At 50.5% G+C, this 24628-nt stretch carries 20 protein-coding genes, 1 pseudogene and 1 riboswitch; of the genes and pseudogenes, 11 read left to right on the forward strand and 10 right to left on the reverse strand.

Going from position 1 to position 24628, the window contains the following annotated elements:
• Positions 1-29: 29 nt before the first annotated feature.
• The gene (locus tag AC07OI_RS28285) at positions 30-395 is read right to left on the reverse strand and encodes a hypothetical protein (RefSeq protein WP_110257271.1); all 366 of its coding nucleotides are present in this window, start codon (positions 393-395) and stop codon (positions 30-32) included.
• Between the two features lie 273 nt (positions 396-668).
• Between AC07OI_RS28285 and AC07OI_RS28290 the strand changes: the two genes are divergently transcribed.
• The 7 genes and pseudogenes from AC07OI_RS28290 to AC07OI_RS28320 all read left to right on the forward strand — a co-directional run bounded on the left by AC07OI_RS28290 (position 669) and on the right by AC07OI_RS28320 (position 8801).
• Positions 669-2375, forward strand: a complete 1707-nt coding sequence (locus AC07OI_RS28290) for a VRR-NUC domain-containing protein (protein ID WP_495259463.1) — start codon at positions 669-671, stop codon at positions 2373-2375.
• 5 nt (positions 2376-2380) lie between these two features.
• A pseudogene (locus AC07OI_RS28295) lies at positions 2381-4629 on the forward strand (ATP-dependent DNA helicase).
• Positions 4630-4904: 275 nt separating this feature from the next.
• On the forward strand, positions 4905-5648 hold the full coding sequence (locus tag AC07OI_RS28300) for a TetR/AcrR family transcriptional regulator (RefSeq protein WP_495259464.1): 744 nt from the start codon (positions 4905-4907) through the stop codon (positions 5646-5648).
• Entirely contained in the window at positions 5645-6997 is a 1353-nt protein-coding gene (locus AC07OI_RS28305; RefSeq protein ID WP_495259465.1) for an ABC1 kinase family protein, read from the forward strand. Before AC07OI_RS28300 ends, AC07OI_RS28305 begins: the two co-directional genes overlap by 4 nt.
• On the forward strand, positions 6981-7370 hold the full coding sequence (locus AC07OI_RS28310; protein WP_495259466.1) for a DUF6463 family protein: 390 nt from the start codon (positions 6981-6983) through the stop codon (positions 7368-7370). The genes AC07OI_RS28305 and AC07OI_RS28310 overlap by 17 nt, the downstream gene beginning before the upstream one ends.
• Positions 7367-7876 (forward strand): DUF2867 domain-containing protein, encoded by a 510-nt coding sequence (locus tag AC07OI_RS28315; RefSeq protein ID WP_492708373.1) that lies wholly within the window; start codon positions 7367-7369, stop codon positions 7874-7876. Before AC07OI_RS28310 ends, AC07OI_RS28315 begins: the two co-directional genes overlap by 4 nt.
• A gap of 130 nt (positions 7877-8006) precedes the next feature.
• A complete protein-coding gene (locus AC07OI_RS28320; RefSeq protein ID WP_492708375.1) occupies positions 8007-8801 on the forward strand; it encodes a UCP032817 domain-containing protein in 795 nt (264 codons plus the stop codon).
• Between the two features lie 23 nt (positions 8802-8824).
• Here AC07OI_RS28320 and AC07OI_RS28325 read toward each other — a convergent pair whose 3' ends face one another.
• On the reverse strand, positions 8825-9580 hold the full coding sequence (locus AC07OI_RS28325) for an ATP-grasp domain-containing protein (protein ID WP_492708377.1): 756 nt from the start codon (positions 9578-9580) through the stop codon (positions 8825-8827).
• A 185-nt stretch (positions 9581-9765) separates the two neighbouring features.
• On the opposite strand from AC07OI_RS28325, the gene AC07OI_RS28330 reads away from it, so the two are divergent.
• Together AC07OI_RS28330 and AC07OI_RS28335 are read left to right on the forward strand one after the other, a co-directional pair.
• Complete coding sequence (locus tag AC07OI_RS28330; RefSeq protein WP_495259467.1) at positions 9766-10170, forward strand: hypothetical protein; 405 nt, start codon at positions 9766-9768, stop codon at positions 10168-10170.
• A gap of 128 nt (positions 10171-10298) precedes the next feature.
• Entirely contained in the window at positions 10299-13160 is a 2862-nt protein-coding gene (locus AC07OI_RS28335) for a M16 family metallopeptidase (protein WP_495259468.1), read from the forward strand.
• A gap of 98 nt (positions 13161-13258) precedes the next feature.
• Here the strand turns inward: AC07OI_RS28335 and AC07OI_RS28340 are convergent, their stop codons facing one another.
• The 7 genes from AC07OI_RS28340 to AC07OI_RS28370 form a co-directional block, all read right to left on the reverse strand.
• Positions 13259-17413 carry a translocation/assembly module TamB domain-containing protein gene (locus AC07OI_RS28340; protein ID WP_495259469.1) on the reverse strand — a complete coding sequence of 1385 codons (4155 nt, stop codon included), beginning with the start codon at positions 17411-17413 and terminating at the stop codon, positions 13259-13261.
• 1 nt (position 17414) lies between these two features.
• Complete coding sequence (locus AC07OI_RS28345; protein ID WP_495259470.1) at positions 17415-19277, reverse strand: autotransporter assembly complex protein TamA; 1863 nt, start codon at positions 19275-19277, stop codon at positions 17415-17417.
• A 10-nt stretch (positions 19278-19287) separates the two neighbouring features.
• Positions 19288-19731 carry an ExbD/TolR family protein gene (locus AC07OI_RS28350; protein ID WP_422638784.1) on the reverse strand — a complete coding sequence of 148 codons (444 nt, stop codon included), beginning with the start codon at positions 19729-19731 and terminating at the stop codon, positions 19288-19290.
• A 15-nt stretch (positions 19732-19746) separates the two neighbouring features.
• A complete protein-coding gene (gene tolQ, locus AC07OI_RS28355) occupies positions 19747-20442 on the reverse strand; it encodes a protein TolQ (protein ID WP_110257283.1) in 696 nt (231 codons plus the stop codon).
• A gap of 60 nt (positions 20443-20502) precedes the next feature.
• On the reverse strand, positions 20503-20901 hold the full coding sequence (gene ybgC, locus AC07OI_RS28360; protein WP_492708387.1) for a tol-pal system-associated acyl-CoA thioesterase: 399 nt from the start codon (positions 20899-20901) through the stop codon (positions 20503-20505).
• 173 nt (positions 20902-21074) lie between these two features.
• Positions 21075-21827, reverse strand: coding sequence for an SDR family NAD(P)-dependent oxidoreductase (locus tag AC07OI_RS28365; protein WP_492708389.1), 753 nt, complete (start codon positions 21825-21827; stop codon positions 21075-21077).
• The gene (locus AC07OI_RS28370) at positions 21824-22018 is read right to left on the reverse strand and encodes a hypothetical protein (RefSeq protein ID WP_495259471.1); all 195 of its coding nucleotides are present in this window, start codon (positions 22016-22018) and stop codon (positions 21824-21826) included. The genes AC07OI_RS28365 and AC07OI_RS28370 overlap by 4 nt, the downstream gene beginning before the upstream one ends.
• 18 nt (positions 22019-22036) lie before the next feature.
• Positions 22037-22182, forward strand: a riboswitch (ZMP/ZTP riboswitch).
• Between the two features lie 90 nt (positions 22183-22272).
• Here AC07OI_RS28370 and glyA point away from each other — a divergent pair.
• Complete coding sequence (gene glyA, locus AC07OI_RS28375) at positions 22273-23523, forward strand: serine hydroxymethyltransferase (protein WP_495259472.1); 1251 nt, start codon at positions 22273-22275, stop codon at positions 23521-23523.
• Positions 23524-23704: 181 nt separating this feature from the next.
• Positions 23705-24157, forward strand: a complete 453-nt coding sequence (nrdR, locus tag AC07OI_RS28380; RefSeq protein WP_423010852.1) for a transcriptional regulator NrdR — start codon at positions 23705-23707, stop codon at positions 24155-24157.
• Between the two features lie 17 nt (positions 24158-24174).
• Here nrdR and AC07OI_RS28385 read toward each other — a convergent pair whose 3' ends face one another.
• The gene (locus tag AC07OI_RS28385) at positions 24175-24621 is read right to left on the reverse strand and encodes a type IV pilin protein (RefSeq protein WP_495259473.1); all 447 of its coding nucleotides are present in this window, start codon (positions 24619-24621) and stop codon (positions 24175-24177) included.
• Positions 24622-24628: the final 7 nt, after the last annotated feature.

Below are 24628 nucleotides of genomic sequence, written 5' to 3' on the forward strand. Positions count from 1 at the left end.
ACGCATTATCAGAGCGAAGCGCCAATAACTCAATACCTATGCTCATCCACCAAATGTTTATTAAAGCTGTACTTGCTGCCGCCTTGCAGCACATCAGTCAGGCGTTTGGGGTTGGCGGATGAGATGAAGATGTCGGCGATGCCGTCCTTGACGCGGAACTTGGTGGCGGGGCTTAAGATGTTGTTGGCTTTGATCATCAGGTGGCGGATGATTTTGGCTTTTTCGCTGCAGATGAGGAAGTGGTTTTCTTTTCTGAAATTGGTCAGGGGGATGTTGAGCCACCAGCCTTCGTCGTTGCCGTAGCGGACGACTTGGGAGAATTGGGTGTTGCCTTCGTTGAGGACGTTGGCTTGCAGGGAATCGTTGGCGATTTGGATGGCTTCGGCTTTGTTCATTTTTGTCTTCTTTGCGGGTTTTGGGTGGGGTAGTTAGCAAAATTGCTGCTTGGGTGCTCGACTGAAACCCATCCCCATCCCCATCCCTGTCTTCCACTGCGCTGCAAGTATGCAGCTTAGATATTTGTGGCGCAAAACATGTTTTGCGAATTCCCACAAATATCCCCTTGAAGTGGAGGGTGTTATAGCGGTATTTTAACCGTTGCAGCTTCAATACAGACGGAATTGGACGCAGTTCTCGTTTACCCTTCAAGCTACATTGCGTTAAACTGTATGCATATACAGTTATTTAAACGCCCCCCCTACCCCATGCTTGCCAATCTGGATAATCCTTTTTACTACCTTGAAAACTTCCAGGCTGTGCTGGACTGGGTGGGTGGGCGTTATGCGGATTTGTTGGCTGATGACGAGCAGGCGTTTATAGCTCAGTTTGGCAGGCTGCCGCAGGCGTCGCGGGCTTTGTTTGTGCGGATGGTGATGCGCAAGGGTTGCGTGTTCAGGGCCAGCAAGCTGGTGTATGCGGAGATTGGTGAGACTTGTGCGGCCATGCAGGCGTTGGTGGATGTAGGCTGGGTGCAGGCTGATCCTGTTGTCGATATTGCTGGCTTGTTTGATTTGTTGCAAAAGCCTGAGCTGGCGCTGGTGCTGGCGATGATGCCTGCTGAAAAGAAATTGTCCAAGGCTGAGCAACTGGGTTTGTTTAGCTTGCGGCATACGGGTAGCCAGGCTTTTTCTGCCTGGTGTGCGGGCGCTATGGGTGCAGTGGATGATATGGCTTATCAGGTTGTGAACAAGGATGTGTGTGACCGTTTGCGCTTGCTGTTTTTTGGCAATCTGTATCAGGACTGGTCTGAGTTTGTGTTGTCTGACCTGGGTATTTTCCAGTATGAGAAGGTGGAGTTTTCTGCTGCCTCGCGTGGCTTTGGCAAGCGGGCGGATATCGACGCTTATCTGGCTTTGCATGCCTGCCGCGAGGCTTTTCATGCGGAGCAGCCTGTGCCTGAGGTGTTGGCACAACTGGCAGCCACTTGTTTGCATAAGTTGGACAATGCCTGGCTGGCCAGCCGCCGTAACCGCTTGCTGTACCAGATTGGTGAGCACCTGGAAAAGCAAAAGGACTGGGCGCTGGCGCAGGAGGTGTATGCGGGCTGCACTTACCCTGGTGCTCGCTTGCGGGCCATACGTGTGCTGGAGAAAAGTGAGCAGACGCAGGCTGCGTATGATTTGTTGACGCTGGCGCAGCAAGCGCCTGAGAGTGAGGCTGAACATCAGCAGATGTTGCGTATTGCACCGCGTCTTGCCCGCAAGCTTGGGCTGGCTAAAGCCGCCAAGGCGACCAGCAAGCCACCGACAGAGCTAGCCTTGCGCCTGCCCTTTCCGCAAGAAGATTACGTGGCCGAGTATGTGGTGCGCGATCATTTGCATACAGATGATGCGCCAGTGTTTTATGTGGAGAATGCGCTTATCAATTCCCTGTTTGGTTTGTTGTGCTGGCCTGTGATTTTCAAGGCGATACCGGGGGCGTTTTTTCACCCTTTCCAGCGTGGGCCTGCGGATTTATTGAGTGTTGATTTTCAGGCGCGGCGGGCGGATGATTTTGCGGCCTGTTTTGCGCAGCTTGATACGGGCGCTTATCGCCAGACCATGCGACAAAATTATGCGGCCAAGTCTGGCTTGCAATCGCCTTTTGTGTTTTGGAGTACTTTGTCTGAAGACTTGCTGGAGATGGCGCTGGCATGCATACCGGCGCAGCATCTAAAGCATAGTTTTGAGCGTATCTTGCTCGACATCAGGGCCAACCGTAATGGCTTTCCTGACCTGATACAGTTTTGGCCGCAAGAGCAGCGCTACCAGATGATAGAGGTTAAAGGACCTGGCGATAAACTGCAGGATAACCAGAAGCGCTGGCTGGATTTTTGTGCCATGCATGATATGCCGGTGGCGGTTTGTTACCTGGAGTGGCGAGAGGCTGAGCAGTGAGTGCAATAAGCTCAGCCAGCTATACCGTCGCCGTGCGTACCTTGTGCGAGTTCACGGCCAAGCAAGGTGACCTGGATTTGCGCTTTACCCCTTCGCCCACTGCCGAGCAAGGCATGGCCGGGCATGCAACAGTAGCCTTGCGCAGAAGCAGCAACTACCAGCGTGAAGTGAAGCTGGAAGGCCAGCATGGCGGCTTGCATGTGCGTGGCCGTGCTGATGGCTATGACCCCGACTTGCAGCAGATAGAAGAGATCAAGACCTATCTGGGTGACTTGCATGCCATGCCAGATAACCACCGTCATCTGCATTGGGCACAGGCCAAAGTGTATGGGCATTTGCTATGCCAGAAGCTGGGCTTGCAAAAGATCAGTGTGGCGCTGGTGTACTTCAATATACAAAGCCAGAAAGAGACTGTGCTGCAGCAGGACTTAGCTGCAGGTGAATTGGCAGATTTTTTTGCTTTGCTGTGTGGCCGCTTTATTGCCTGGGCGGAGCAGGAAGTGGCGCACCGTACAGCGCGGAATCTGGCTATTACAGACATGGCGTTTCCGCATGCGACATTCAGGCCAGGGCAAAGACAATTGGCTGAAGCGATGTACAAGGCCAGCACGCGCGGCTGTTGCCTTCTGGCGCAAGCACCGACTGGCATAGGCAAGACCATAGGCAGTTTGTTCCCCCTGTTGAAGGCGACAGCAGAGCATAAGCTGGACAAGATTTTTATCTGGCAGCAAAAACATCGGGGCGACAACTGGCTTTGCATGCGCTGGGCAATATCCAGAACAGTACGCCTGGCCTGGGCTTGCGCACGCTGGAACTGGTTGCCAAGACCAAGGCATGTGAATACCCTGAAGCGGCTTGTCATGGTGATGCCTGTCCACTGGCCAAGGGTTTTTATGATCGCCTGCCTGCTGCGCGTGCTGCCGCTGCTGAACAGCAATTGCTGGACAAAGAAGGCTTGCGCAGTATCGCTCTCGCACATCAGGTTTGCCCTTATTATCTGGGTATAGAGATGGCGCGCTGGGCCGATGTCATCATTGGTGACTATAACTATTATTTTGATCTCTATGCTTTGCTGCATGGCTTAACGATAGTGAATAACTGGCGTGCCGCCGTGCTGGTCGATGAGGCGCACAATATGGTGACGCGGGCGCGGCAGATGTATAGTGCGGAGTTGCAGCGCGATAGCCTGAAGCGCTTGCGCAAGACACCACCGCCAGCGCTCAAGAAAACTTTGAACAGCTTGTATCGCGCATGGTTGCAACTGGAAAAAGAGCAGGAGGCTGATTACCAGGCTTATGCAGAGATACCAGAAAAACTGCTGGCAGCGTTGACGCGATTATGCACAGAAATTGGTCTTTACTTTGCTGATAACCCCAGCCAGCTCGCACCGGATTTGCAGCAGTTTTATCTTGATGCTCTGCTGTTCAACCGGTTGGCAGAAAGTTTTGCTGATCATTCTCTGTTTGATATCAGCAAAGCGCATGGCACATCGACGCTATGCATACGCAATATCGTGCCTGCGGCTTTTCTGACACCGCGTTTTGCGGCCAGCCATACGACAGCGCTGTTCTCGGCCACGCTCAGCCCCTGGAATTATTATTGCGACACGCTGGGCATGCCTGAGGGCACTGCCTGGGTGGATGTTGAATCGCCCTTCTCTGCGGATCAGTTGCAGGTGCATGTGGTGGACAGCGTCTCTACCCGCTATGCCGACCGCGCCCGTTCTGTTGCGCCTATCGTCGCCCTGATGGCACTGCAGTATCATGCACAGCCCGGCAATTATCTGGCGTTCTTCAGCAGCTTTGATTATCTTGAGCAGGTCAGCAGCAGCTTTATCAATGCGCATCCTGATATCCCTGTGCGTTTGCAAACCCGGCGTATGAATGAAGCCGATCGTGAAGAGTTCCTGGCGCAGTTTACTGAGGATAGCCAGGGTATTGCTTTTGCTGTGCTGGGTGGGTCATTTGGTGAAGGTATAGATTTGCCTGGTGCGCGGCTGATTGGTGCTTTCATTGCTACCTTAGGTCTGCCGCAACTTAATCCCGTCAATGAGCAGATCAAACTGCGCATGGACAAGATTTTTGGGTCGGGGTATGACTATGCTTATCTTTACCCTGGTTTGCAAAAGGTGGTGCAGGCAGCCGGGCGGGTGATACGGCAGACGGATGACAGGGGTGTGGTGTATTTGATTGATGACCGGTTCGGGCGAAGCGATGTGCGGGCTTTGTTGCCGGGGTGGTGGGTGGTGGATTGAAACAGTTGTGTCTTTGCGCCTTCGTAGGTTGGGGCGGGCCTCGCTAGGCTACGGGGTATCAGCCCAACACTCGGCGTTTAAATAACGTCTACGTTTGCAAAGGCCCAGTGTTGGGCTGGTGAAACGTAGCCTAGCGAGGCCCGGCCCAACCTACGCCCCGCTCACCCCACAATCAATACAAACCCTCCATTAAACAAGTAAACCTTGTTATTTAACGAAACAATGTATATATTAATGGAACTCAATCACCATTTTTATAGAAGTTCGTCTCGATTATGAAAACTTCCAAATCCCAGCAAGAGCAAACCCGGCGCAATCTGATACGTACTGCCGTTGATCTGATTACTGAAAAAGGCTATGACGCCGCCACCATGAAGCAGATTGCCCGTGAAGCGGGTATAGGTGATGCGACGATCTACAAATACTTTCCCAGCAAGGAGAAAATCCTGCTGGCTTACTATGAGTTGTGTATAGAAATCACGCTGGAAGTGGCGCAGGAAACACCGGGGTGGGGAGAGTTTACACTGCAAGAAAAGCTGCAAAGGCTGGTGGATGCCTTGTTGGAACTCTTGCTGGGTGACCGTGAATTTGTCGAAATCACGCGAGATATCTTTGGCAAATCGCCACTGCTGATGATGCGTGACAATATGCCAGGTCAGCAAACCCTGAAGCAGGAAATTATCAGCCTGCTGGAAGAGGCAGAACAACGTGGCGATATCTCCCCTTGCGATTTCAAGAACCTCATCGGTGGTTTGTTTGGCGATTATCTGTTCGCTGTCATCGCTTATTGGCTCAAGGATGATTCGGAAGAATTCTCGAATACTACGCAACTGGTGGACATGACACTGGCGATACTGGTGATGGCCTTGAAGAGCGGCATCGTCAATAAAGTAACAGAACTTGCCAGCTTCATGCTGCGCAACCAGTTGTCGCGCATCATGCAAAATGGTTCTGGTTTGCTGGAGATGGTCAAGCTCGTGCAGAATGGATTAGGACGTGGCCTGGGGGATGCACGATGAACAAGGCACCGCCCGCCAGCAAGCTGGGCAGAACTGCCATCACTGGCCTGGCACTGGCGCAGGCTGGTGCCAGCAAGCTGGGGCACAAGGCGCGGCAAATGCTGCGCAGCGATGATGACAAGCAGGCTGCGCAAGAACGGCATGAAGTTGAGCTGGGGCGCATACTCTTCAAGGCGCTGAACCAGCTAAAAGGCAGCGCACTCAAGGTGTCGCAATTGCTGAGCATGGAAGCCGATTTTTTACCGGAAGGCATACGCCGCGAACTGGCGAAAGGCTGCCACCAGGTCACGCCCTTGAATCGCGCCCTGATCCATAAAGTCTTTCAACGTGAATTTGGCAAGGCACCAGAGCATCTGTATGCGCAGTTTGATGCACATGCCTTTGCCGCAGCCAGCCTGGGCCAGGTGCATCACGCTCAGTTGGCCGATGGCCAGCAACTTGCGGTAAAGGTGCAGTACCCTGGCATCGCATCTGCCATAGGCAGTGATTTGCGCATGCTGCGCGGTATTTTTCAAACCCTGGCCATGGGCACCACCATCTTGCCGCGCAAGGAAGTCATAGACCGCTTCATGAGCGAGCTTGAAGTCAAGATGGGGGAAGAGCTTGATTATGAGCATGAGGCCATGCAGCTCAACTGGTTTCATGAGCATGTAAATTTGCCGGGCATCGTCATTCCCAAATGCCTGGACGAGATGTCGAGCAAGCGGGTCTTGACGATGGAGAGACTTGATGGCCTGCACCTGGATGCATGGCTGGCGACAGCGCCTGACCAGGCACAGCGCAATCACTACGGGCAATTATTGTTTGACTGGTTCTGGTTCAGCGTTTGCGAGCTGGGCCGCGTGCATGCAGACCCGCATCCTGGCAATTTCTTATTCATGTCGGGCGGTCGTTTGGCGGTACTGGATTTTGGTTGCACCAATAAAATCTCGCTCAGCTTTTGTGATGCCATGGCACGTAGCTGGCGCGCCCTGTTGATGAGGAATGAAGTGGAGCGCAATCGACTTCTGCGACTGGCATATATAGATCTGGGCCTGTTTTCCGATGCAGTCACGCAAGATGAATTTGACCATAGTGTCATGACTGCACTCGCCGACTTGCATGCCTGGAAGATGGAAGCATTTCAAAGTAAGCAGTTTGACTTCCGCAATAAATCGCCCTACCCCAAGACCATCAACGCAGAACATAGCAAGCTGCTGTCGGGCATCCTGGCGGGCTGGCATGAAGACGTACCTTATTTTGACCGCGCTTATCTGGGGCTAATGAATATGCTCAAGAAAATGGGTGCTGTCGTCAACACTGAAATAGCCTGGACCAGGCAAGGAGCAATTCATGTCAGCACAAACTAAACCCCGGAAAATCTGGATAGGTCGTTATCTGATCGCCGTTGCAGCTCTGCACACGATAGCAGCCTTTCTACTCTTTGGGCCAGTCTTGATGGGCATGCTGGAGCGAGGAGTATTCAATACCGTCAATCGTGACCCTTTACGGTCGGCGGCGACATGGTTCTTGCTGTTTGGTGGTCCGTTCCTGCTATTGGGTATGGCCATCAACAGCCTGGAACGCAAACCTGATTTTACTGAAGCCCCAATGTTGGGTTTGGGTCTCCTGCTCTGCTGCATCTTTGCGGTGATACTGATGCCCACGTCCGGTTTTTGGCTGGCCATGCCTGCAGCAATTGCATTGATGAACATACGTGCAAACCAAGGGCAGGTAGCATGAAAAACAAGATCATGGAAACAGCAATTCCAACATCCAGCAAGATCGCTGAAGATCTACCCGGCGCTTATTTTTATGACTGCTTTCAAACACCCTTCCCTCATGCGGATTTGAGCGCCATGCAAATCTATATGGATACCTTTGCCAAAACACCAGACTGGGTCAATGCCATGATGGGCATACGTAATCGCGTGGTGGTTTTATTTGGTTTAAAAAACGTAGGTGGGATGAAGGCACTGAACAAGAGCAAACCTGCAGAAGCCTATCAGGTTGGTGACAAAGCCGGGATATTTTCTCTGGTGTACAAGTCCGATGAAGAAGTCATACTCTGCGATTCTGACAAGCATCTGGATGTCAAGGTATCGGTCTCCAAGCAAACCAGGGATGGTCAGCCATTTATCGCTCTCAGCACCGTGGTGCATGTACACAATAATCTGGGGCGGGCGTATATGCTGTTCGTCGGGCCGGCGCATAAAATCATTGCACCCGCCGTTTTAGCCAGAGCGTAAGATAGAATTTTCTGTTAAGTCGGAGATAAACCATATACGTATTTTCCCTCATCATTTTTGTCATGCATTTGTCATAAATCTCTTCTAAGATGAAATCACTAAAACAAAAGAGAAAAGGAGATTAAAGACGATGTTAAATAAATTAAAACAAAAATACCAAATGATGCGGGCGAGAAATATCACTGAATTTTCCGACTACAAGCGTCAGTTAGTTGATATTCCAAATGGCGTATTCTTGCATTGGCAGGCAAAAGCAAAATATGAATTCCCCGGCATCCCTTGTGATGCCATTTTTTTTGCCCGCGCGACTGAAGGCTTGATGATGTTCTTCGATTATGTCAGCCGTAGCAAACAAGCCTGCGCCCTGCCCTCGAAGGCGGCAGATTCTATCTGGCATGCATGGAACAGCTGGTCTTCCATCAACCTGGATAACTTCTGCCTCAAACATTTCAAACGCACGATACCGCATGTGGAAGCAGAACAGATGACCAGCGAAATGGATGCTGCATTGGCAAACTGCCTGATCACGGCACAACTGGCAGAAGGCAGCGTGCCAGGCAGCTCGTCAGTACCCCGCCTGTTTGCCCTGGACCGCAAACTGCATATGCCGCTTGGTTATTCTTACTTTGGCACTACTGCCCGCATCGGTTTCCAGAACATGAGTACACGCGGTGTAGGGGTGGGCAAATCCATCTACCCGGAAAGTTTTGATGCAGCCCAGTTGCTGGCTGCTGGCCTGATTTCTACCCTGGCGTATGACGAAATAATGAAGAAACAAGCCCAGGCTGCCAATAACGGCTCGTCTTGCGGTAGCACTGGTAGTAGCTGCGGCAGCAGTAGTTGCGACTCTGGCAGTGCCAGCTGCGACGGCGGAGGGTCAAGCTGCGGCGGTGGTGGCTGTGGCGGAGGTTGCGGTGGCAGTTAATACTCCCATAGCTTGTCAGCCATCTAAGCAAAGGCATGCTGTATCGCATCAACATACTTCAACACATCGCAGGCATAAAATCCCGAGCTATTGATGTTATTAAATTCAATCATTTTCAAGCCATCTTCAGACAAGCAAACATCCATGACAAAAGCCGGTGCTGGTACCCAATTGCGGATGATGGTTTGTGCATAAGCGAGTACCTCATCATCAAGATCGGCAGATACGTGCGGTCGGCCTGCCATTTTGTAGAGCGAACCAGTGATGACTTGTCCATTCACAATAAACAGGCGGTATTCACGGTAAATATCTTTGACTGGTGACACCATGACATCCAGTTGCAACAAATTACTTTTCGCCGGATCGCTGCGCCAGTCTGCCAGCATTTCATTATCGATGACGGCACCATCAAAGGCTTTGTTGTCTTCCAGCGGGCGTATAAAGAATTTTTTGTAGCACGTAGTATCAATATCAGCCAGCTTGCCTGTACTCACTGCGTGGTTAAGCAGATCTGTACCCAAATGCTGTTGCCAGACATCAAAGTTGAAATTTTGATTTAAAAAACTGCCAGGCAACCAGCCACGATCATTTGCTATTTTAGCGAGCTTGATAGCACCGCAGATATAGACTTTCCCGGTCAGACTGACATCGGGTTCCATATCATATGTTCCAGGCTTGAGCGCCACACTGGTATGTTCGACATTCAAGATGTCCAGCGCTTGCACTAGCAAATCATAATTGCCTGGTTTAAAAATACTGCGCTGTATAACCCAATGCATATCACACCTGAAATATAAAATTTTTTGCAAATTTAAAAAAGAGAACTGGAGCAGTAAACCTCGCAATGCTACCATTATCACAAACTGGGCCAAGCTTACGAATGGATGTACAGCTTGAGGCTGTGAGCCAATGATAGACCAAATAGAAAATCGCGATAAAGAGTAAAGAAATGAATTTATTGAATATGAAAGTAATTTTAACTACCCTGCTGGCAATAACTGTCAGCGGCTGTGCGGTAGGTAACCGGTATTACCTTGGCGTCGCCGAAACTGACCCACCACAAAAAATGGCGAGCATCAAGTTTTCTCATGCACTTAAAGTCACTGAGATTGATAACAAGGTATTTTTGCCAAATTCAGGCGCAGCTAATTCCACCTTGCATCAGGTGTTTTTGCCTGCAGGCATACACAAATTTACGTTCAGGTATAACAGTGGCGTTTCTTATAGCTATGCAGATACGGTGTTGACACGTTATCTGGAGGCCGGAAAAAGCTACGCCATCATGATGTCAGCCCCGATAGAAAACAAAACCGGATCTGGCTCAGAGCGCAGTATTTCATTCAAGATTGAAGAAGTGGACAAGCCCTGACTATGCACAAGGTGGAAAGCCGCGTGCTAAAAACTGGGAAACTGTAGCAAATCGATACAAAGCCTCCCTCACCTGCATCCCGCCAACAGGGTACACTGGCATTTTTTGTCCAGCCTGCTCAGCTATTTATGCCGAATACCCTTGATACTTCAGTAGCAAAATCATCCACTCCAGCAAAAAGGCTGGTAGCCAGCCTGCTCTTGCTGGCCATAAGCTTACCCGCATTGGCAGAAATAAGCCTGAGTGATCCTCTGCCCATCAACCCCGATTTGAAACGGGGCAAGCTGGAAAATGGCCTGACTTACTACATCCAGAAAAATGATAATCCACAAAAGAAAGTGGAATTACGCCTGGTGGTGAAAGCCGGTTCGGTGCTGGAAGATGATGATCAGCAAGGCCTGGCGCATTTTACTGAGCACATGGCCTTCAATGGCTCCAAACATTTCAAAAAACATCAGTTGATTTCTTACCTGCAGTCGATAGGCGTGAAATTTGGTGCCGACCTGAATGCCTACACCAGCTTTGATGAGACGGTATATATCCTGCCTATTCCTACCGACAAACCTGCTTATCTGAAGACCGGCTTTCAGGTATTGGCAGACTGGGCGCAAGGCGTGGAGATGAAGGCTGCTGATATCGACAAGGAGCGTGGCATTATCCTGGAAGAAGCGCGGCTGGGCAAAGGTGCCAATGACCGCATGATGCGCCAGTTTTTGCCTGAGGTATTCAATGGTTCAAAATACGCAGAACGCCTGCCTATAGGTAAAGAAGACATCATCAAGCAATTCAAGCATGATGCCCTGCGCCGCTTTTACAAGGATTGGTACAGGCCAGACCTGATGGCAGTCGTCGTCATTGGTGACGTGCAGCCCGCAGAGGCTGAAAGGATGATACACAAATATTTTTCCGGCTTGAAAAACCCTGTGCCTGCCCGCGCCAGACCAGAAATCAGTATCCCCAAAAACACCGTTTCCAAAGCGATGGTGATTACGGATAAAGAAGCCACCAATAATTTGCTGATGCTGCGCTACCCGCTGGCAAAACAGCCTGCACATGATGTTATCGCCGACTATAGGCAAGATATCATTGCCGGTTTTTACAAGTCCATGCTGAACCGTCGCCTGGCAGCATTGACTGAGCAAGCCAGTCCGCCTTTCCTGGGTGCATCTGCCGGTAGTGAGCAAGTAGTGCCGGGCTATGATTCCTTCATCTCAACGGCGATGTTGTCACAGGCTGGCATACAGCCAGCGCTGGATGCCTTGATGCAGGAGAAAAACAGTATACGTCAATTTGGTTTTACAGCAGCTGAGTTTGACCGTGCCAAGAAGATCGAAGCCCGTGAATATGAAAGCATGTTCAATGAGCGCAGCAAGTCCAATTCTGCGACGTTCGCAGCTGAATACATACGTAATTTCCTGACCAATGAACCTATCCCTGGCATCAAGAATGAATACTTGTATTTCAAGGAATTTGCTGAAGGTATCTCGCTGGAAGAAATGAACCAGTTCGCAAAAAAAGCAACGCCGGATGACAGTATCAGACTGGCGTTTTACGTAGGTTCAAACAAGACTGGCGAGACCATACCAAGCGAAACAGATTTACTGAACATGACTGCACTGGCAGAGCAAAAACCATTGCAGGCCCGCACAGAAAAAGCGGCCAGTGCCAGCCTGATGACAACACTTCCTAAACCCGGACAGATCGTTTCTGAAAAAGAAAACAAACTGCTGGGTCTGGTGGAAATGACTTTGTCGAATGGTGTGAAAGTGACCTTAAAAAAGACCGACTTCAAGAACGACCAGGTGTTGATGAGTGCACGCCGTGCGGGCGGCATGTCCTTGTTCTCTGATGCGGATTATTTTAATGTCTACTATAGTAATCCTGTGGTCTGGGGCATGGGTATGGCTAATTTTAGCCAGAAAGACTTGCAGGAAACCCTGGCTGGCAAGTCGGCCAATGTCAGAACCAGCATGGATAACTATTCTGAGAGCATAGGTGCAGCATCCAGCAGCAACGATGTGGAAACCATGCTGCAATTGCTGTATCTGCGCATGACCAGCCCACGCAGGGATGAAGCCCTGTTCCAGTCACTGATCAGTTCGCAAAAGGAATTGGCAAGAAATACCTGGGCGCGTCCCGAAGCGATTTTCTCAGAAGCGATTACGACGACTATTTATAAAGACCATCCACGTGTTGCCCACTTGGCCAAGGTCGAGGATTTTGACAAAATTTCGCTGGACCGCAGTATAGAAATTTATCAATCCCGCTTTGGCAGCGCCAAGGACTTGCACTTTATTTTCGTTGGCAGTTTTGAACTGGACAAGATCAGGCCACTGATCGCAACTTATCTTGCCAGCCTGCCTAATACTGACATCAAGACCGAGTATCAGGACTTGCATATCAATCCTGTACAAGGCATCGTCAAGAAAGAAGTTCGTGCTGGTAATGAAGAAAAGAGTACCGTGGTACTGAGTTTCACCGGGCCATCAACCTACACACGTGAGGAAAATGCCCGCTTCCATGCCATGGTGGACATTCTGAACCTGAAGATCATTGATGTGCTGCGCGAAAAGCAGGGCTTGATTTACAGTGGTGGTCTGAATGGTTCTTTTGAACGTATTCCACAAAGCAGGTACAGCATAGATGCTGAATTGCCTTGCAGCCCTGAGAATGTGGACAAGGTCATTGCAGGCTTATTTGCAGAGATCAAAAAAATCCAACAATCTGGCCCGCAGCTGGAAGATTTGAACAAGGTCAAGCAATCCTGGCTGAAAGATCACCAGCAAGAATTGCGCAGCAATGAAAACTGGCTGAACCATTTGCAAAATGCCGTCTATTACAAAACCGAAGCTGAAGCGATATTGACGGTGGAAAAACGCATACGTGCGATTACACCAGCGCAGATCAAAGAGGCAGCTCAACGCTATTTTAACTTCCAGAATTATGCGCAGATCGTGATGTATCCAGAGCAGAAAAAAGAGGCCAAGTAAAATCGGAAGCAAGGTCGATAATTTCGGTAGCATAGGTAACATAAAACACGGGGAGGCAATCCATCGAGATTGCCTCCCCGCTTCTTTTTCAGCTTGCTTTAATTGAAGGAGAAGGTGTAATTCACATCCACCGCAGACTCAGTGCCAGTGCGGCCTGTGATACTGATACGTCTGGTCAGTTGCCAGCTTAGCTTGATACCGCCACTGGCATCAGACAAACCTCGCTCTACTGACAATACCAGCCCCGGCATGATGCGTTTGCCGACGCTGACTACCTGATCAGTGCTGGCATTACTCGTGCCTGTGGAACCCGCAATGGTCTGCACTGGCAGGCGGCTGGTAGAACCGTTCGAGGATGAGCCTATGGAGAACTCGTCAAAACCCAGACCTTGCACAATATCGCGCGGCACATTGCGGCTGCCGTCACCACCGAATATCGCGGTAGCTGCCGACATCAGCAGCGATGCATCACCGCTGGCGAGTTGATCTGAACCGCGTCCCAATACCAGCCACGACAATTTTTCTGCATCCGGCACGTCCGGTTCAGACACCAGCCTGACTTGCGGTGTAGTGACCGTACCGAACACTTCCACACCAGCTTCAACTGGCAAACCTTTGCGCAGGGCACGGATGTTCAGGCCGGGATTAGCAGGTGGCCCCTGAAAATTCAATATACCGCGCTCTATCGCCAATTGCTGGCCATAGCCTTCATAAACGCCCTTCACAGTGCGTATGGAGCCATTTGCCTGCAAAGGGCTGCCATCACTGGAGCGCAGGCGCAGGCTGCCTTCCAGCCCGGTATCGAGACCACGGCCAACGAAAACAAAACGTGGCCCCATGTCGAAGCTGACATCAACACGGGTCTTCAAGCCTTTTCGATTACTGTCAGCCTCCACGGCTTTAGCCACAGCCTTGTCAGTCTTACGTATGACCACTACGTCACTGGACAAACTTGGCGGTGGCAATTTTGGCAGCCTGAAGTAAGCGCCGTCTGCCAATACTTTACCGGTCAGTGTCCAAATATTATTGGCTTCAACGATGTTGGCCTGACCAGAGACGACCAGCCACCTGTCCTTGCGCTGCAAGAGCGGAAACTGAGTCCATTGCGCCTGTATGCTGCCGGTTTCCTTACCTATATCTATATCGCCACTGGCTTTGAATTCGCCCTTCTTGCCTATCCAGTTTTCATCCCGGAATTGCGCATGGCGCGGCATATTGGTGACTGTGTTAGAAAACTGCAGGTTCGTCACTTTCAGGTGCTTGTCTTCTATCTGTGCATCAAAGCTACCATTGGGCAAGAGCAAGCCTTCTGAGGCAAAAGCGATTTCCATTTCGCGCCCGGCCAAAGTGGCGCGATAGTTTGGCTTGCCTATGCTGCCAGACAGGCGCGCGTCAGCATTCAGTTTACCTTTGAGCACCACGCCTGGATTGATGAAAGGCCCCAGCCATTGCAGATCAGGCACGGCTGCCGTGACTTGCCCGCCAAGTGGTGCACTTGCCAATATTGTCCAGGCATTGTTTTGTTTGCTTAACTGGGTATTAGCCTTGACTTGCCATTGCCCGAGACGGCTGCCATCGGCAACCAGGTCAAGGTTCAGGCTTTCACCATCGGTGCCGGCGACCAGGCCACCCAACTTCATTTGCAATTGCACATCGCGTATGCCAAGTGCAACTGAAGTACCAGTTCCCTCAGGATCATTAAATCGCAAATCACCACTCTGGCGCTGCAGTTTAATTTCGCCCAGTGCATGCTCAGTTAATTGCAGCTTCCATTGCGCGTTCAATCGAAGATTGCCCGTCACCGCATTTTGTGGATAAAACAGATTGGCGATGTCTGACACATGAGCATCACTGATTTGTCCTTTGGTTTTAAGTGACGCAGGCGTCCATTCCAATTCTTCCAGTTGCAAGCTGCCAAGCGCACTTTGCAGTGACAGGCTCCCCAGCCGCACAGCATTCGCAGACACTTGCAGGGGGGCGGAGCTTTGCAGGCGCACATCTGGTCTGCCATTTAAATTCATTGCCTGCAATTGTCCATTCCATGACCAGGCAGTATCGCTTTTTGAATCAGCTTGCATGTTGCCATTGGCGACCAGGCTTAGTGTCTGTTTGCTCGGGAAGATGGCTTCGAAGCTCAGCTTATGGGCATCGCGCCTGCCTTGCAATTTCAGGCTCAATTGTTCCAGCTTGTCTGGGTTGTTGGCTGTTGCACTCCATGCCGGCAAATCACCACCTATATGCCTGGCTACAATTTCACCATCAAATTGTCCTTTGATACCATTTGCCAGATTCAGGCGAGACTTCAATTCGGCAATGCTGAATTGCTGCTTGCCGCGCTTGATGCTGACTTGCTGTGCCAATGCATCCAGGCTGCCTGCAGGCTCATTGAAACGGCCGCGCAATACGGCATCTGCCTTAAGATTGCCGCCCAGTGCCAGCTCCCAGTTACTGAGCAAAGGGTTGAGGTGGCTTAAATCCTGGGCATCAATATTCAATTTCAATATATCGTCTGCGCCACCCCAGTTACCTTGCCCGGTCACAGTATTTTTACCGAAGCGCAGATCAAGCTGTTTGACTTGCAGCTGTTGATCTTGCAGCCAGCGCGCATCCATGCCTGCCTGCACAGGCTGGCCCGCATATTGCCCCTGCAATTGCTGCAGATTGACTTGTACATCCAGGCGTGGTGATAGCTGGCCACGAGCGTTGAAGTCTGCCTGCAAACGGCCTGCGGGTGTCGCCACCCAACGTGCCGGATCAAAATCCTTGAGGTTGGCTTTGAGATTGAATAACTGTTTGCCAGCGAAGCTGATGTCACCAGTGCCTTGCAAGTGTGCGTCTTCTGCCTGCAAATCAAATTTATCCAGATTCAGAAGCAATTTTTCGTGCTGATAAGTGGCATCTGCATTCAGGCTGGCGCGCGCATCTTGCAATTTTGCTTGCAGCTTGACGCTTTTATCTTTTGCAGTCTGCGCAGAAAACTGGCCCTTTATATTGCTGGCATGCAGGCGCTGGTCGATTTGATTCAGGTCGATATTGGCCAGGTTGAGTTTCAAATCAGCCTGTAATTCCGCCGCCTGCCAATTGACATCGGCCTCACCTTGCAACTTGCCCTTGCCTGCCAGTTGCACCGCCAGGTCTGTCAGACTCAGATGCTGGCCTTGCCAGAATAGTTTTGTGCTCAAGGATTGCACTGGCAAGCCTTGCTTATTGATGCTGGCAGTCTGGCTATTTTGAATATTGATTGGGCCAGTCAAACCAAACGCAGCATTTTTTTGCGCGTTTTTTTCAGTATTTTTTTCATCTGTGACTGGCTTCAATTGCGTGAGTATGCGCAAGTCTGCATGTGGTGCATTCGTCTGCCATGCAGATGGGTCAAAATGTTGGACATCAATGTCCAGCTCGCGTATATACGGCGCTGTAAATGCGCTGATACGTCCCTTGACATGCCCTTGCAGATTTTTATTCCGGATATTTTTATCTGCGGCACTATCCAATGCGGCTTCGACTGCAACTTGCATATCATGCAGGCTGCCAGTGACTACACCTTGCAAGATGACAGGCGGTATGCCTTCCTGAACCTCGCCTTGCAGGCTCAGGCGGCCATTGAGTTTGAAAGGCGCGAGGCTGCCCATATCAGCTTCGCCTTTCAAATTACCCCAGGGGCTACTCAATGTAGTTTGTGCTTTGAACTGCTTGTCCTGATACGAAAAACTGCCCGTCAGTGCACTGAGTTTCAGGGTTTCTATTTGTTTGCCACCGTCAGTCAACGTAGCAATATGCAAGCGCCCCAGTGCCAACCTGGGTGCGCTCAGGCTAAAGGGCAGACCGATATTAACAGGTACACTGGCTACATTTTTACTTGACCGGCTGGCGACCGTCAATGCGCTTAATTGCAGACTGGTGATATCGACATGACGTCGCCATAAGGCTATTGGCCGCCACTGCAAAGAGATAGCATTGCCGTTCAGATGCAAATCCTGGGAGATAAAGCTGAATTCATCCAGCTTGAGCTCGTCATCCAAAGTACCCTTCACGCCGCTGAATTTCAGGCTACCAAGGCTGATATTTTCTATCAGGGCCAATGCGGCTCTGGTGCCACTTTCAGTTTTGTACATCCAGGTCAGAACGAGACTGCACACGACGACCAATAGAATAAACAGCTTGACGATGAATAAGCTTAAGCGGCGCAAATGACTACGCTTTTTTTTGGCGGGCAGTTTTTTCTCCGCCTGATTTTTTTCGTTTGCACTCATATCAGAACGCGATGGCGATGGAGAAATCCAGCCGGACTTTTTTTGTCTGGCGACCATAAGCCAGATCAAGTGCAATCGGCCCTGCCGGGGTTTTGTAGCGCGCACCCACACCCATGCCCTGCTTCAAACTCAACTCACGAAAGTTGTCAGCGGCATTGCCCACATCGAGAAAAGTTGCAGCCCCCCAGGAGGAGTTCAACCAATGCACGTATTCTGCACTGGCAGTCGCCATCACGCGGCCACCACGGGTGCTGCCTATGTGCTGTATTCCCAGCGTTTGATAACCGTAGCCGCGCACGGTAGTGCTGCCACCGGTGCGGAACAGGTAATCTTCAGGGATACCCTCTTCGTCCCTGGAAAAAACAGCGCCAAGTTCTGCACGCAAGATCACGGTATCAGTTTTGCGCACGGGTATCCAGCGTTGGTATTTGGCATAACTGCGGACGAAGCGCTGGTCAGAGAACAATGCCTTTTCAGATGCAGCAAGATCAAATTGCAAAATCTGGCCTTTACGTGGATCAAAAGGCTGATCAACATCACGCCAGGTCCAGCCTATGCTGGCAACCAGCGCCTTGTTGACTTCTTCTGCTTCACCATCAGGAGAAATTTTTTCCCTGACGATATTCAAGCCCAGACGCTGTTCCAGATGCCCGCGTGTACTGGTACGTTTTACACCCAGGGCACTGCGGCTCGAGCGCACACCAGCGATATCCTCACGCTCCACCAGCACCCCAAAAGAGTCAAGGAATTTGCTCTCTCTGGGTGGGAGATAAATGTCAACATAACCAAGTTGACGCCTTTGTTCCAGCCTGACGGCACTGCGCAAATCCCAGGCCTGGTCGAAGATATTGCGGTCACGGTAAGCCACCTCGCTACGGTAACCGGTATTGGTGCTATAGCCCAGACCAAAACTCAAATCGCGCGCCTGGCGTTCAACCACAGTCACATCGACAGGCACGGCACCAGCTTTTTCCGGGTCAGGGTCTATACCTACAGCCACGGTCGAAAAATAAGCTGAGTTTTGCAAGGAACGCTGGAAATCCAGTAAGCGTGAGCGTGAATAGACCTCACCTTTTTGTGGCGCCTGATAACGCTCTATCAGCCATGATGGGTAACGCTGCAAACCTGTAACGCGTATATCACCAAGGGTGAATACAGGGCCACTATCGATCTCGACTTGCAACATGCCACTATGCTGGTCAGCATCAATTTTTGCCTCGCTGGACGTCATGCTGGCCGATGCGTAAGCATCTGCACGCAGGCTTTCCAGCAAATGCGTTTTGGAATCACTCCAGTCAGCATCACGGAATGGTTGGCCCACTGCCAGGCCCCAGTCTTCTTGCAGGGCGCGTCTCCTTTTAAGGATGGCCTTATCACCGGCATCTATGGCATCTGCCATGGGGCCAAGCACTTTTAGCGATACGTTCTCTATGAGGGTGCGCTGACCCGCATCTACAGTAACGTGGACAATTTTATTTGTCGTGTTTTTAGCTGTCGCTGCAGTTTGATCGGGATTTTCAAACTGGATTTGCGGAGAGAAATAACCTTCGGTGGCAAGGATATTGCTGATATCCAAACGCAATCTTTTAATCAGTGCAGGTGTAATATTTTGCGCTTCGGCATTGTTGGCGAATTCTGGGATATGCTCTTTCAGCAGATCCGCCCAGTGTGCTTTGGCTGCCACCAGTTGCAAGCGACCACTACTGGCACTGCTAGCGCTGGCTTCGTTGTCGGTATCTGGTGCTGGTGCTACGGTGGTCGCCGGTGTTTCAGTTTGCACAGGCTGCTGCGCCCTCACCAAACCTGCACCGCATAAACCGGCAGCACAGAACAATATCAGTAGCGGGCGCAGTCTTATCTGCATCTGAGAAAACTCACTTGGTCGCCAGACCAACGCGATTGATACCCAATTTTTTAGCTTCTGAAATCACTTGTATAACCTCATCATAAATCATGCCTTTGTCGGCAGATACCAGGACGGACAGCTCAGGTTTGGCATCATGGTACTCGCGCAGTTTTTGCATCAACTGCTTGCGGTCTTTTGCTTCTTCCTTGCTTTCCTGACGATTATTGCCGTTGCTGCCAGCTTTGCTATTGATGCTGATGGTCGAAGGCGCATCAGGCCTCAAAGTGATTTCTATGTAATCAGAAGGCGGCTGGGTAGATTGTCCGGCGGTGGGCAGGTTGATGACACTGGGATTGGTCATCGGTGCGCACACCATGAAAATCACCAGCAACACCAGCATCACGTCAATATACGGAACGACGTTGATTTCTGCCTTGAATTTGCGTTTACGTTCGCCACGCAGGGTACTCATGCTATCTCATTCTTCCTAGCGTGACTGACGCTGGAGAATGTTGGAGAATTCCTCGATAAAGGTTTCAAAACGTATCGCCAGCCTGTCTATATCGTGAGAATAGCGGTTATAGGCCAGCACGGCAGGGATAGCGGCAAACAAGCCTATCGCAGTAGCAATCAGGGCTTCAGCGATACCTGGAGCCACGGCAGCCAATGTCGCCTGCTGCACATTGGCCAGGCCACGGAAGGAGTTCATGATGCCCCAGACTGTACCGAACAAACCGATGTAAGGAGAAACAGAACCGACGGAAGCGAGAAAGGACAGGTGTGACTCAAGCAAATCCATTTCACGTTGGTAAGAGGCGCGCATGGCACGACGCGCACCATCGAGCATGGCGCCAGCATCCAGCGCAGCCTTGTTGGCTGTCTTAACCTTGTGGTATTCACTCATGCCTGCTTCGAAGATACGTTCGAGCGCGCCACTGGTATCGCGGCCAGTACGGCGGCTATTCGTCGCCGCAGCGTACAGATCAACCAGATTGCCACCAGACCAGAAATTGCGTTCAAATTCTTCTGTTTGTCCGCGCGCTTTTTTGATGGCGAACATTTTACTGAAGATGTAAGTCCAGCTCGTCAGTGACACACCTAGCAGCAGTGCCATGACCAGTTGCACCAGAATCGAGGCATTTGTGATCAGACTTAGAAATGAGAGGTCTTGGGTAACAGTCATATTGAATCAATTCAAAAACAAAACACCGGGCCGATTTGTTGCAGCCCTAAAAAAATAATCTCAGCCTATCTTTGCCAGCACTTCAGCAGGTATTGCCGCCGGTTTGACTTCAGCCTTGCTGACACAGCCTACCTTGATCTTGCCTGAGGCCAGCAAACGCTGGCCACACCAGGCTTCTTGCACAAACTGTACAGATGCCCTGCCCAGCTTTTCGACCACAACAGTCAGCCTTAGTTCATCATCCAGCCTGGCGGGTGCATGATACTCGACTGCGGTGCCTTTGACGACAAACATCAAACCATGCTCATCTGCCATTTGCTGCTGGTTAACACCTGCAGCCCTGAGCCACTCGGTACGGGCACGTTCAAAAAACTTCAGGTAATTCGCATAAAAAACAATGCCACCGGCATCAGTATCTTCATAGTAGACCCTGACCGGCCATACAAATTCTGTTTTCATAGTATAAACTTTACCAGCTATTAGGTGCGTATATTTACTCTTTGTCACTCAAAGCTGGCAAGATAAAGTGCGGGCTGCATTCGAGAAATGGTCGCAGCCATCGTGACGAGCAGCGACCAGAGCAAATCAGTTATCTCAGAACCTGCCTGAGGTTATCTGGGACTACAAGAGAGTCACGCTGTATTGCGCTTGATGACCAGCGGTCCATAGCCCTGACAAGTAGGCATCATTTCTATGTGATTGATATTTACATGCGCAGGTAAAGTGGCGATCCAATACGCTGTTTCAGCAATATCAACAGCAGTCAGCGGTACTGTGCCTTCATATACCTTGGCTGCCGCATCATCATTGCCGCGGAAGCGCACATTGGAAAACTCAGTGCCACCGCACAGGCCAGGGGCAATATTGGTAGCACGCACGCCCGTACCAACCAGGTCAGCGCGCAAATTACGGGTGAACTGATCGACAAAAGCCTTGGTAGCGCCATAAACATTGCCGCCTGGATAAGGTGTTTCACCAGCGACTGAGCCGATATTGATAACCGTACCAGTACCGCGCGCCACCATGTCTGGCAGGATAGCCCTGGTGACTGTGACCAGGCCCTTGGTATTGGTGTCTATCATGGTATCCCATTCATCCTGGGAAGCCAGATGCGCTGGCTCTGTCCCCAAGGCCAGACCGGCATTGTTGATCAGCACATCGATATTTTTCCATTCGGCACTCAAACCAGCCAGGGCTTGTTTGATGGAATCCTTGCTGGTGACGTCCAGCGTCACTGGTAACAAAGCAGCACCAAGTTCAGCTTTCAAGGCGTCCAGTCTGTCTGTACGGCGGGCGGCAGCGATGACTTTATGCCCTTCACGGACAAATTTGCGCGCCATTTCCTCACCAAAACCTGAACTTGCGCCTGTAATTAATACGATCATGCTGAATTCCTTAAGTTTTTGTAGGTAATTTGTCTAGCTGGCTTATCAGCCTCAATACATACTATTTTAAGTGCTTTTGTCATCCAATACTCATCCAATACTTGAGCGTCGAAAATTTCGAGATACATACTTGTGCGAAAATTAATTTTTCCAATAGCAACGCTGACACTTGCCCATTCAAACGCCATCACGTAAAATCCAATCACCATTTCATTTCACGTGACTGGCGAAACGGCCAACTCTGCTCTCTTTTGTAATTACGACGAGCAAGAATTCTGGCCAAAGATGGAGATCCATCGGGAAGCGTGAGATTTCGGAGTCAATCTGACTCCAGCCGTGCGCCTGGGTAGCCTGATGGTAAAAGCAATGAGGCTGCCCCACATCCGTTTCAGACACCTCATTAACAACAATCATTGTTTATTAACAGGAATAATCAGGAACCGCCATGTTTGCAAAAAACCATACCCTCGCCAACGTAGATCCAGAACTGTTTGCTACGATACAAAAAGAAAACGTCCGTCAACAAGAGCATATCGAGTTGATCGCCTCTGAAAACTATTGCTCCCCAGCCGTCATGGAAGCCCAGGGCTCCCAGTTGACCAACAAATATGCTGAAGGCTATCCAGGCAAGCGCTACTACGGTGGTTGCGAGCATGTGGACGTGGTCGAGCAACTGGCCATCGACCGCCTGAAGCAATTGTTCAATGCCAATTTCGCTAACGTACAGCCTAACTCAGGCTCACAGGCCAACCAGGGCGTGTTCTTTGCCTTGTTGAACCCGGGCGACACCATCATGGGCATGAGCCTGGCCGAAGGCGGTCACCTGACCCACGGCATGCCTTTGAATATGTCCGGCAAGTGGTTCAATGTGGTGTCTTATGGCCTCAATGCGCAGGAAGATATCGACTACGATGCCATGGAAAAACTGGCACGCGAAGCCAAACCAAAACTGATCATCGCTGGTGCCTCTGCATTTGCGCTGCGCATAGACTTTGAACGCTTCTCCAAAATTGCCAAAGAGATCGGCGCTTACTTCATGGTTGATATGGCTCACTATGCGGGCTTGATCGCCGCAGGCGTTTATCCAAACCCTGTGCCTTTCGCTGACGTCGTTACATCGACTACCCACAAGAGCCTGCGTGGCCCACGTGGCGGTATCATTTTAACGAATGATGAAGCGATTTCTAAGAAGATCAATTCTGCGATCTTCCCAGGCTTGCAAGGCGGCCCCTTGATGCATGTTATCGCTGGTAAAGCGGTTGCATTCAAAGAAGCACTGACACCAGAGTTCAAGGCTTACCAGGAACAAGTCGTCAAGAATGCTGCAGCCCTGGCAAACACCTTGACTGAACGTGGTTTGCGTATTGTTTCTGGCCGCACTGAATCACACGTCATGCTGGTGGACCTGCGTCCTAAAGGTTTGACAGGCAAGGAAGCCGAAGCCATACTGGGTTCTGCCCATATGACATGCAATAAAAACGGCATTCCTAATGATCCGCAAAAACCTATGGTCACTTCTGGTATCCGTTTGGGCAGCCCAGCTTTCACTACCCGTGGTTTCAAGGAAGAACAAGCCGTTAAAGTAGGTAATCTGATCGCTGACGTACTCGACAATCCGCATGATGCAGCGACGATAGAACGCGTGAAGGCTGAGGTCAAACAATTGACTGATGCATTCCCAGTGTATCAAGCCTGATTTATCACGCTTAATATCCAGGTTTGAATTCAAGCTTGATATCATGCCGCAATAAGCAGGCTCTGGAAGCACAATAAAAAAAGCCACTCAGACGAGTGGCTTTTTTATAAAAGCAATAAAATAAACAGGCATCAAAGTCTATTAGCAAGTAAGCCAGTAAATTAACGGATCCCTATACGCCATGAAATGCCCATTTTGCCATCACGATGACACCCAGGTCATTGACACCCGTGTTTCAGAAGAAGGTAATGTCATACGGCGTCGCCGCCGCTGTGCCGACTGCGACAAGCGCTTTACCACGTATGAGCGTATAGAACTGGTGATGCCCGTCATCGTCAAGAAAAACGGTAGTCGCACAGAATATGAAACCGCCAAGCTGCGCGCCAGCCTGATGCTGGCTCTGCGCAAGCGCCCGGTATCAGCCGAAGCAGTCGAGACAGCGATACAGAGAATAGAAGAAAAATTATTGTCCAGCGGAGAGCGCGAAGTCATGTCCGGCCACTTGGGTGAACTGGTCATGCGCGAATTGAAACGCCTCGACAAAATCGCCTACATCCGTTTCGCTTCTGTGTACAAAAGCTTTGAAGATGTATCCGAATTTGCCGAGGCGATACAAGAGGTCAGGAAGAGCTGAGCTGCAAATAGGTATATTTACTTATACCAACATTCATCCACAGAAAGCGATCCTGACACTGTTCTGGCACCAAAATTATTAATCGTAAAAGTCCCACAAGGGTCAGTCGCCATTTTACCTCCTGGGCGTGGCACTGCCTGTATTGTGTAGGTTGTTGCTGTAGGGGCGACAGCAAAACTAATGTTGTAGTCAATTGCAGTCCCGGTTGCACCACCGGGACTTGCAACCACAGGTAATGCTACCGCAGCACCACCTCTATCAATATCATATCGATCATTAATCGCAAGAAAACTCGCCATAAACTGATCATTTTGCACAATCTTGGCTTTGGCATCCGCACGCCTCCCCCTTCTTACATGCTCCAGATAAGAAGGGATCGCAATAGCAGCCAAAATACCAATGATGACTACCGCTATCAGTACCTCAATCAGGGTAAAACCCTTTTTCGATTTCTGTGGTAACACTTAACAC

Source organism: Undibacterium sp. GW821-FHT07F11, from assembly GCF_059418665.1.

What these genes read in the sequence shown, in the direction of transcription:
- AC07OI_RS28365 (WP_492708389.1), bottom strand. Translation starts at nt 21,827, where the DNA reads ATGATCGTATTAATTACAGGCGCAAGTTCAGGTTTTGGTGAGGAAATG.
- AC07OI_RS28335 (WP_495259468.1), top strand. Translation starts at nt 10,299, where the DNA reads ATGCCGAATACCCTTGATACTTCAGTAGCAAAATCATCCACTCCAGCA.
- AC07OI_RS28300 (WP_495259464.1), top strand. Translation starts at nt 4,905, where the DNA reads ATGAAAACTTCCAAATCCCAGCAAGAGCAAACCCGGCGCAATCTGATA.
- AC07OI_RS28340 (WP_495259469.1), bottom strand. Translation starts at nt 17,413, where the DNA reads ATGAGTGCAAACGAAAAAAATCAGGCGGAGAAAAAACTGCCCGCCAAA.
- AC07OI_RS28315 (WP_492708373.1), top strand. Translation starts at nt 7,367, where the DNA reads ATGAAAAACAAGATCATGGAAACAGCAATTCCAACATCCAGCAAGATC.
- AC07OI_RS28325 (WP_492708377.1), bottom strand. Translation starts at nt 9,580, where the DNA reads ATGCATTGGGTTATACAGCGCAGTATTTTTAAACCAGGCAATTATGAT.
- ybgC (WP_492708387.1), bottom strand. Translation starts at nt 20,901, where the DNA reads ATGAAAACAGAATTTGTATGGCCGGTCAGGGTCTACTATGAAGATACT.
- AC07OI_RS28285 (WP_110257271.1), bottom strand. Translation starts at nt 395, where the DNA reads ATGAACAAAGCCGAAGCCATCCAAATCGCCAACGATTCCCTGCAAGCC.
- AC07OI_RS28350 (WP_422638784.1), bottom strand. Translation starts at nt 19,731, where the DNA reads ATGAGTACCCTGCGTGGCGAACGTAAACGCAAATTCAAGGCAGAAATC.
- nrdR (WP_423010852.1), top strand. Translation starts at nt 23,705, where the DNA reads ATGAAATGCCCATTTTGCCATCACGATGACACCCAGGTCATTGACACC.
- AC07OI_RS28330 (WP_495259467.1), top strand. Translation starts at nt 9,766, where the DNA reads ATGAAAGTAATTTTAACTACCCTGCTGGCAATAACTGTCAGCGGCTGT.
- AC07OI_RS28345 (WP_495259470.1), bottom strand. Translation starts at nt 19,277, where the DNA reads ATGCAGATAAGACTGCGCCCGCTACTGATATTGTTCTGTGCTGCCGGT.
- AC07OI_RS28290 (WP_495259463.1), top strand. Translation starts at nt 669, where the DNA reads ATGCATATACAGTTATTTAAACGCCCCCCCTACCCCATGCTTGCCAAT.
- AC07OI_RS28305 (WP_495259465.1), top strand. Translation starts at nt 5,645, where the DNA reads ATGAACAAGGCACCGCCCGCCAGCAAGCTGGGCAGAACTGCCATCACT.
- glyA (WP_495259472.1), top strand. Translation starts at nt 22,273, where the DNA reads ATGTTTGCAAAAAACCATACCCTCGCCAACGTAGATCCAGAACTGTTT.
- AC07OI_RS28310 (WP_495259466.1), top strand. Translation starts at nt 6,981, where the DNA reads ATGTCAGCACAAACTAAACCCCGGAAAATCTGGATAGGTCGTTATCTG.
- tolQ (WP_110257283.1), bottom strand. Translation starts at nt 20,442, where the DNA reads ATGACTGTTACCCAAGACCTCTCATTTCTAAGTCTGATCACAAATGCC.
- AC07OI_RS28320 (WP_492708375.1), top strand. Translation starts at nt 8,007, where the DNA reads ATGTTAAATAAATTAAAACAAAAATACCAAATGATGCGGGCGAGAAAT.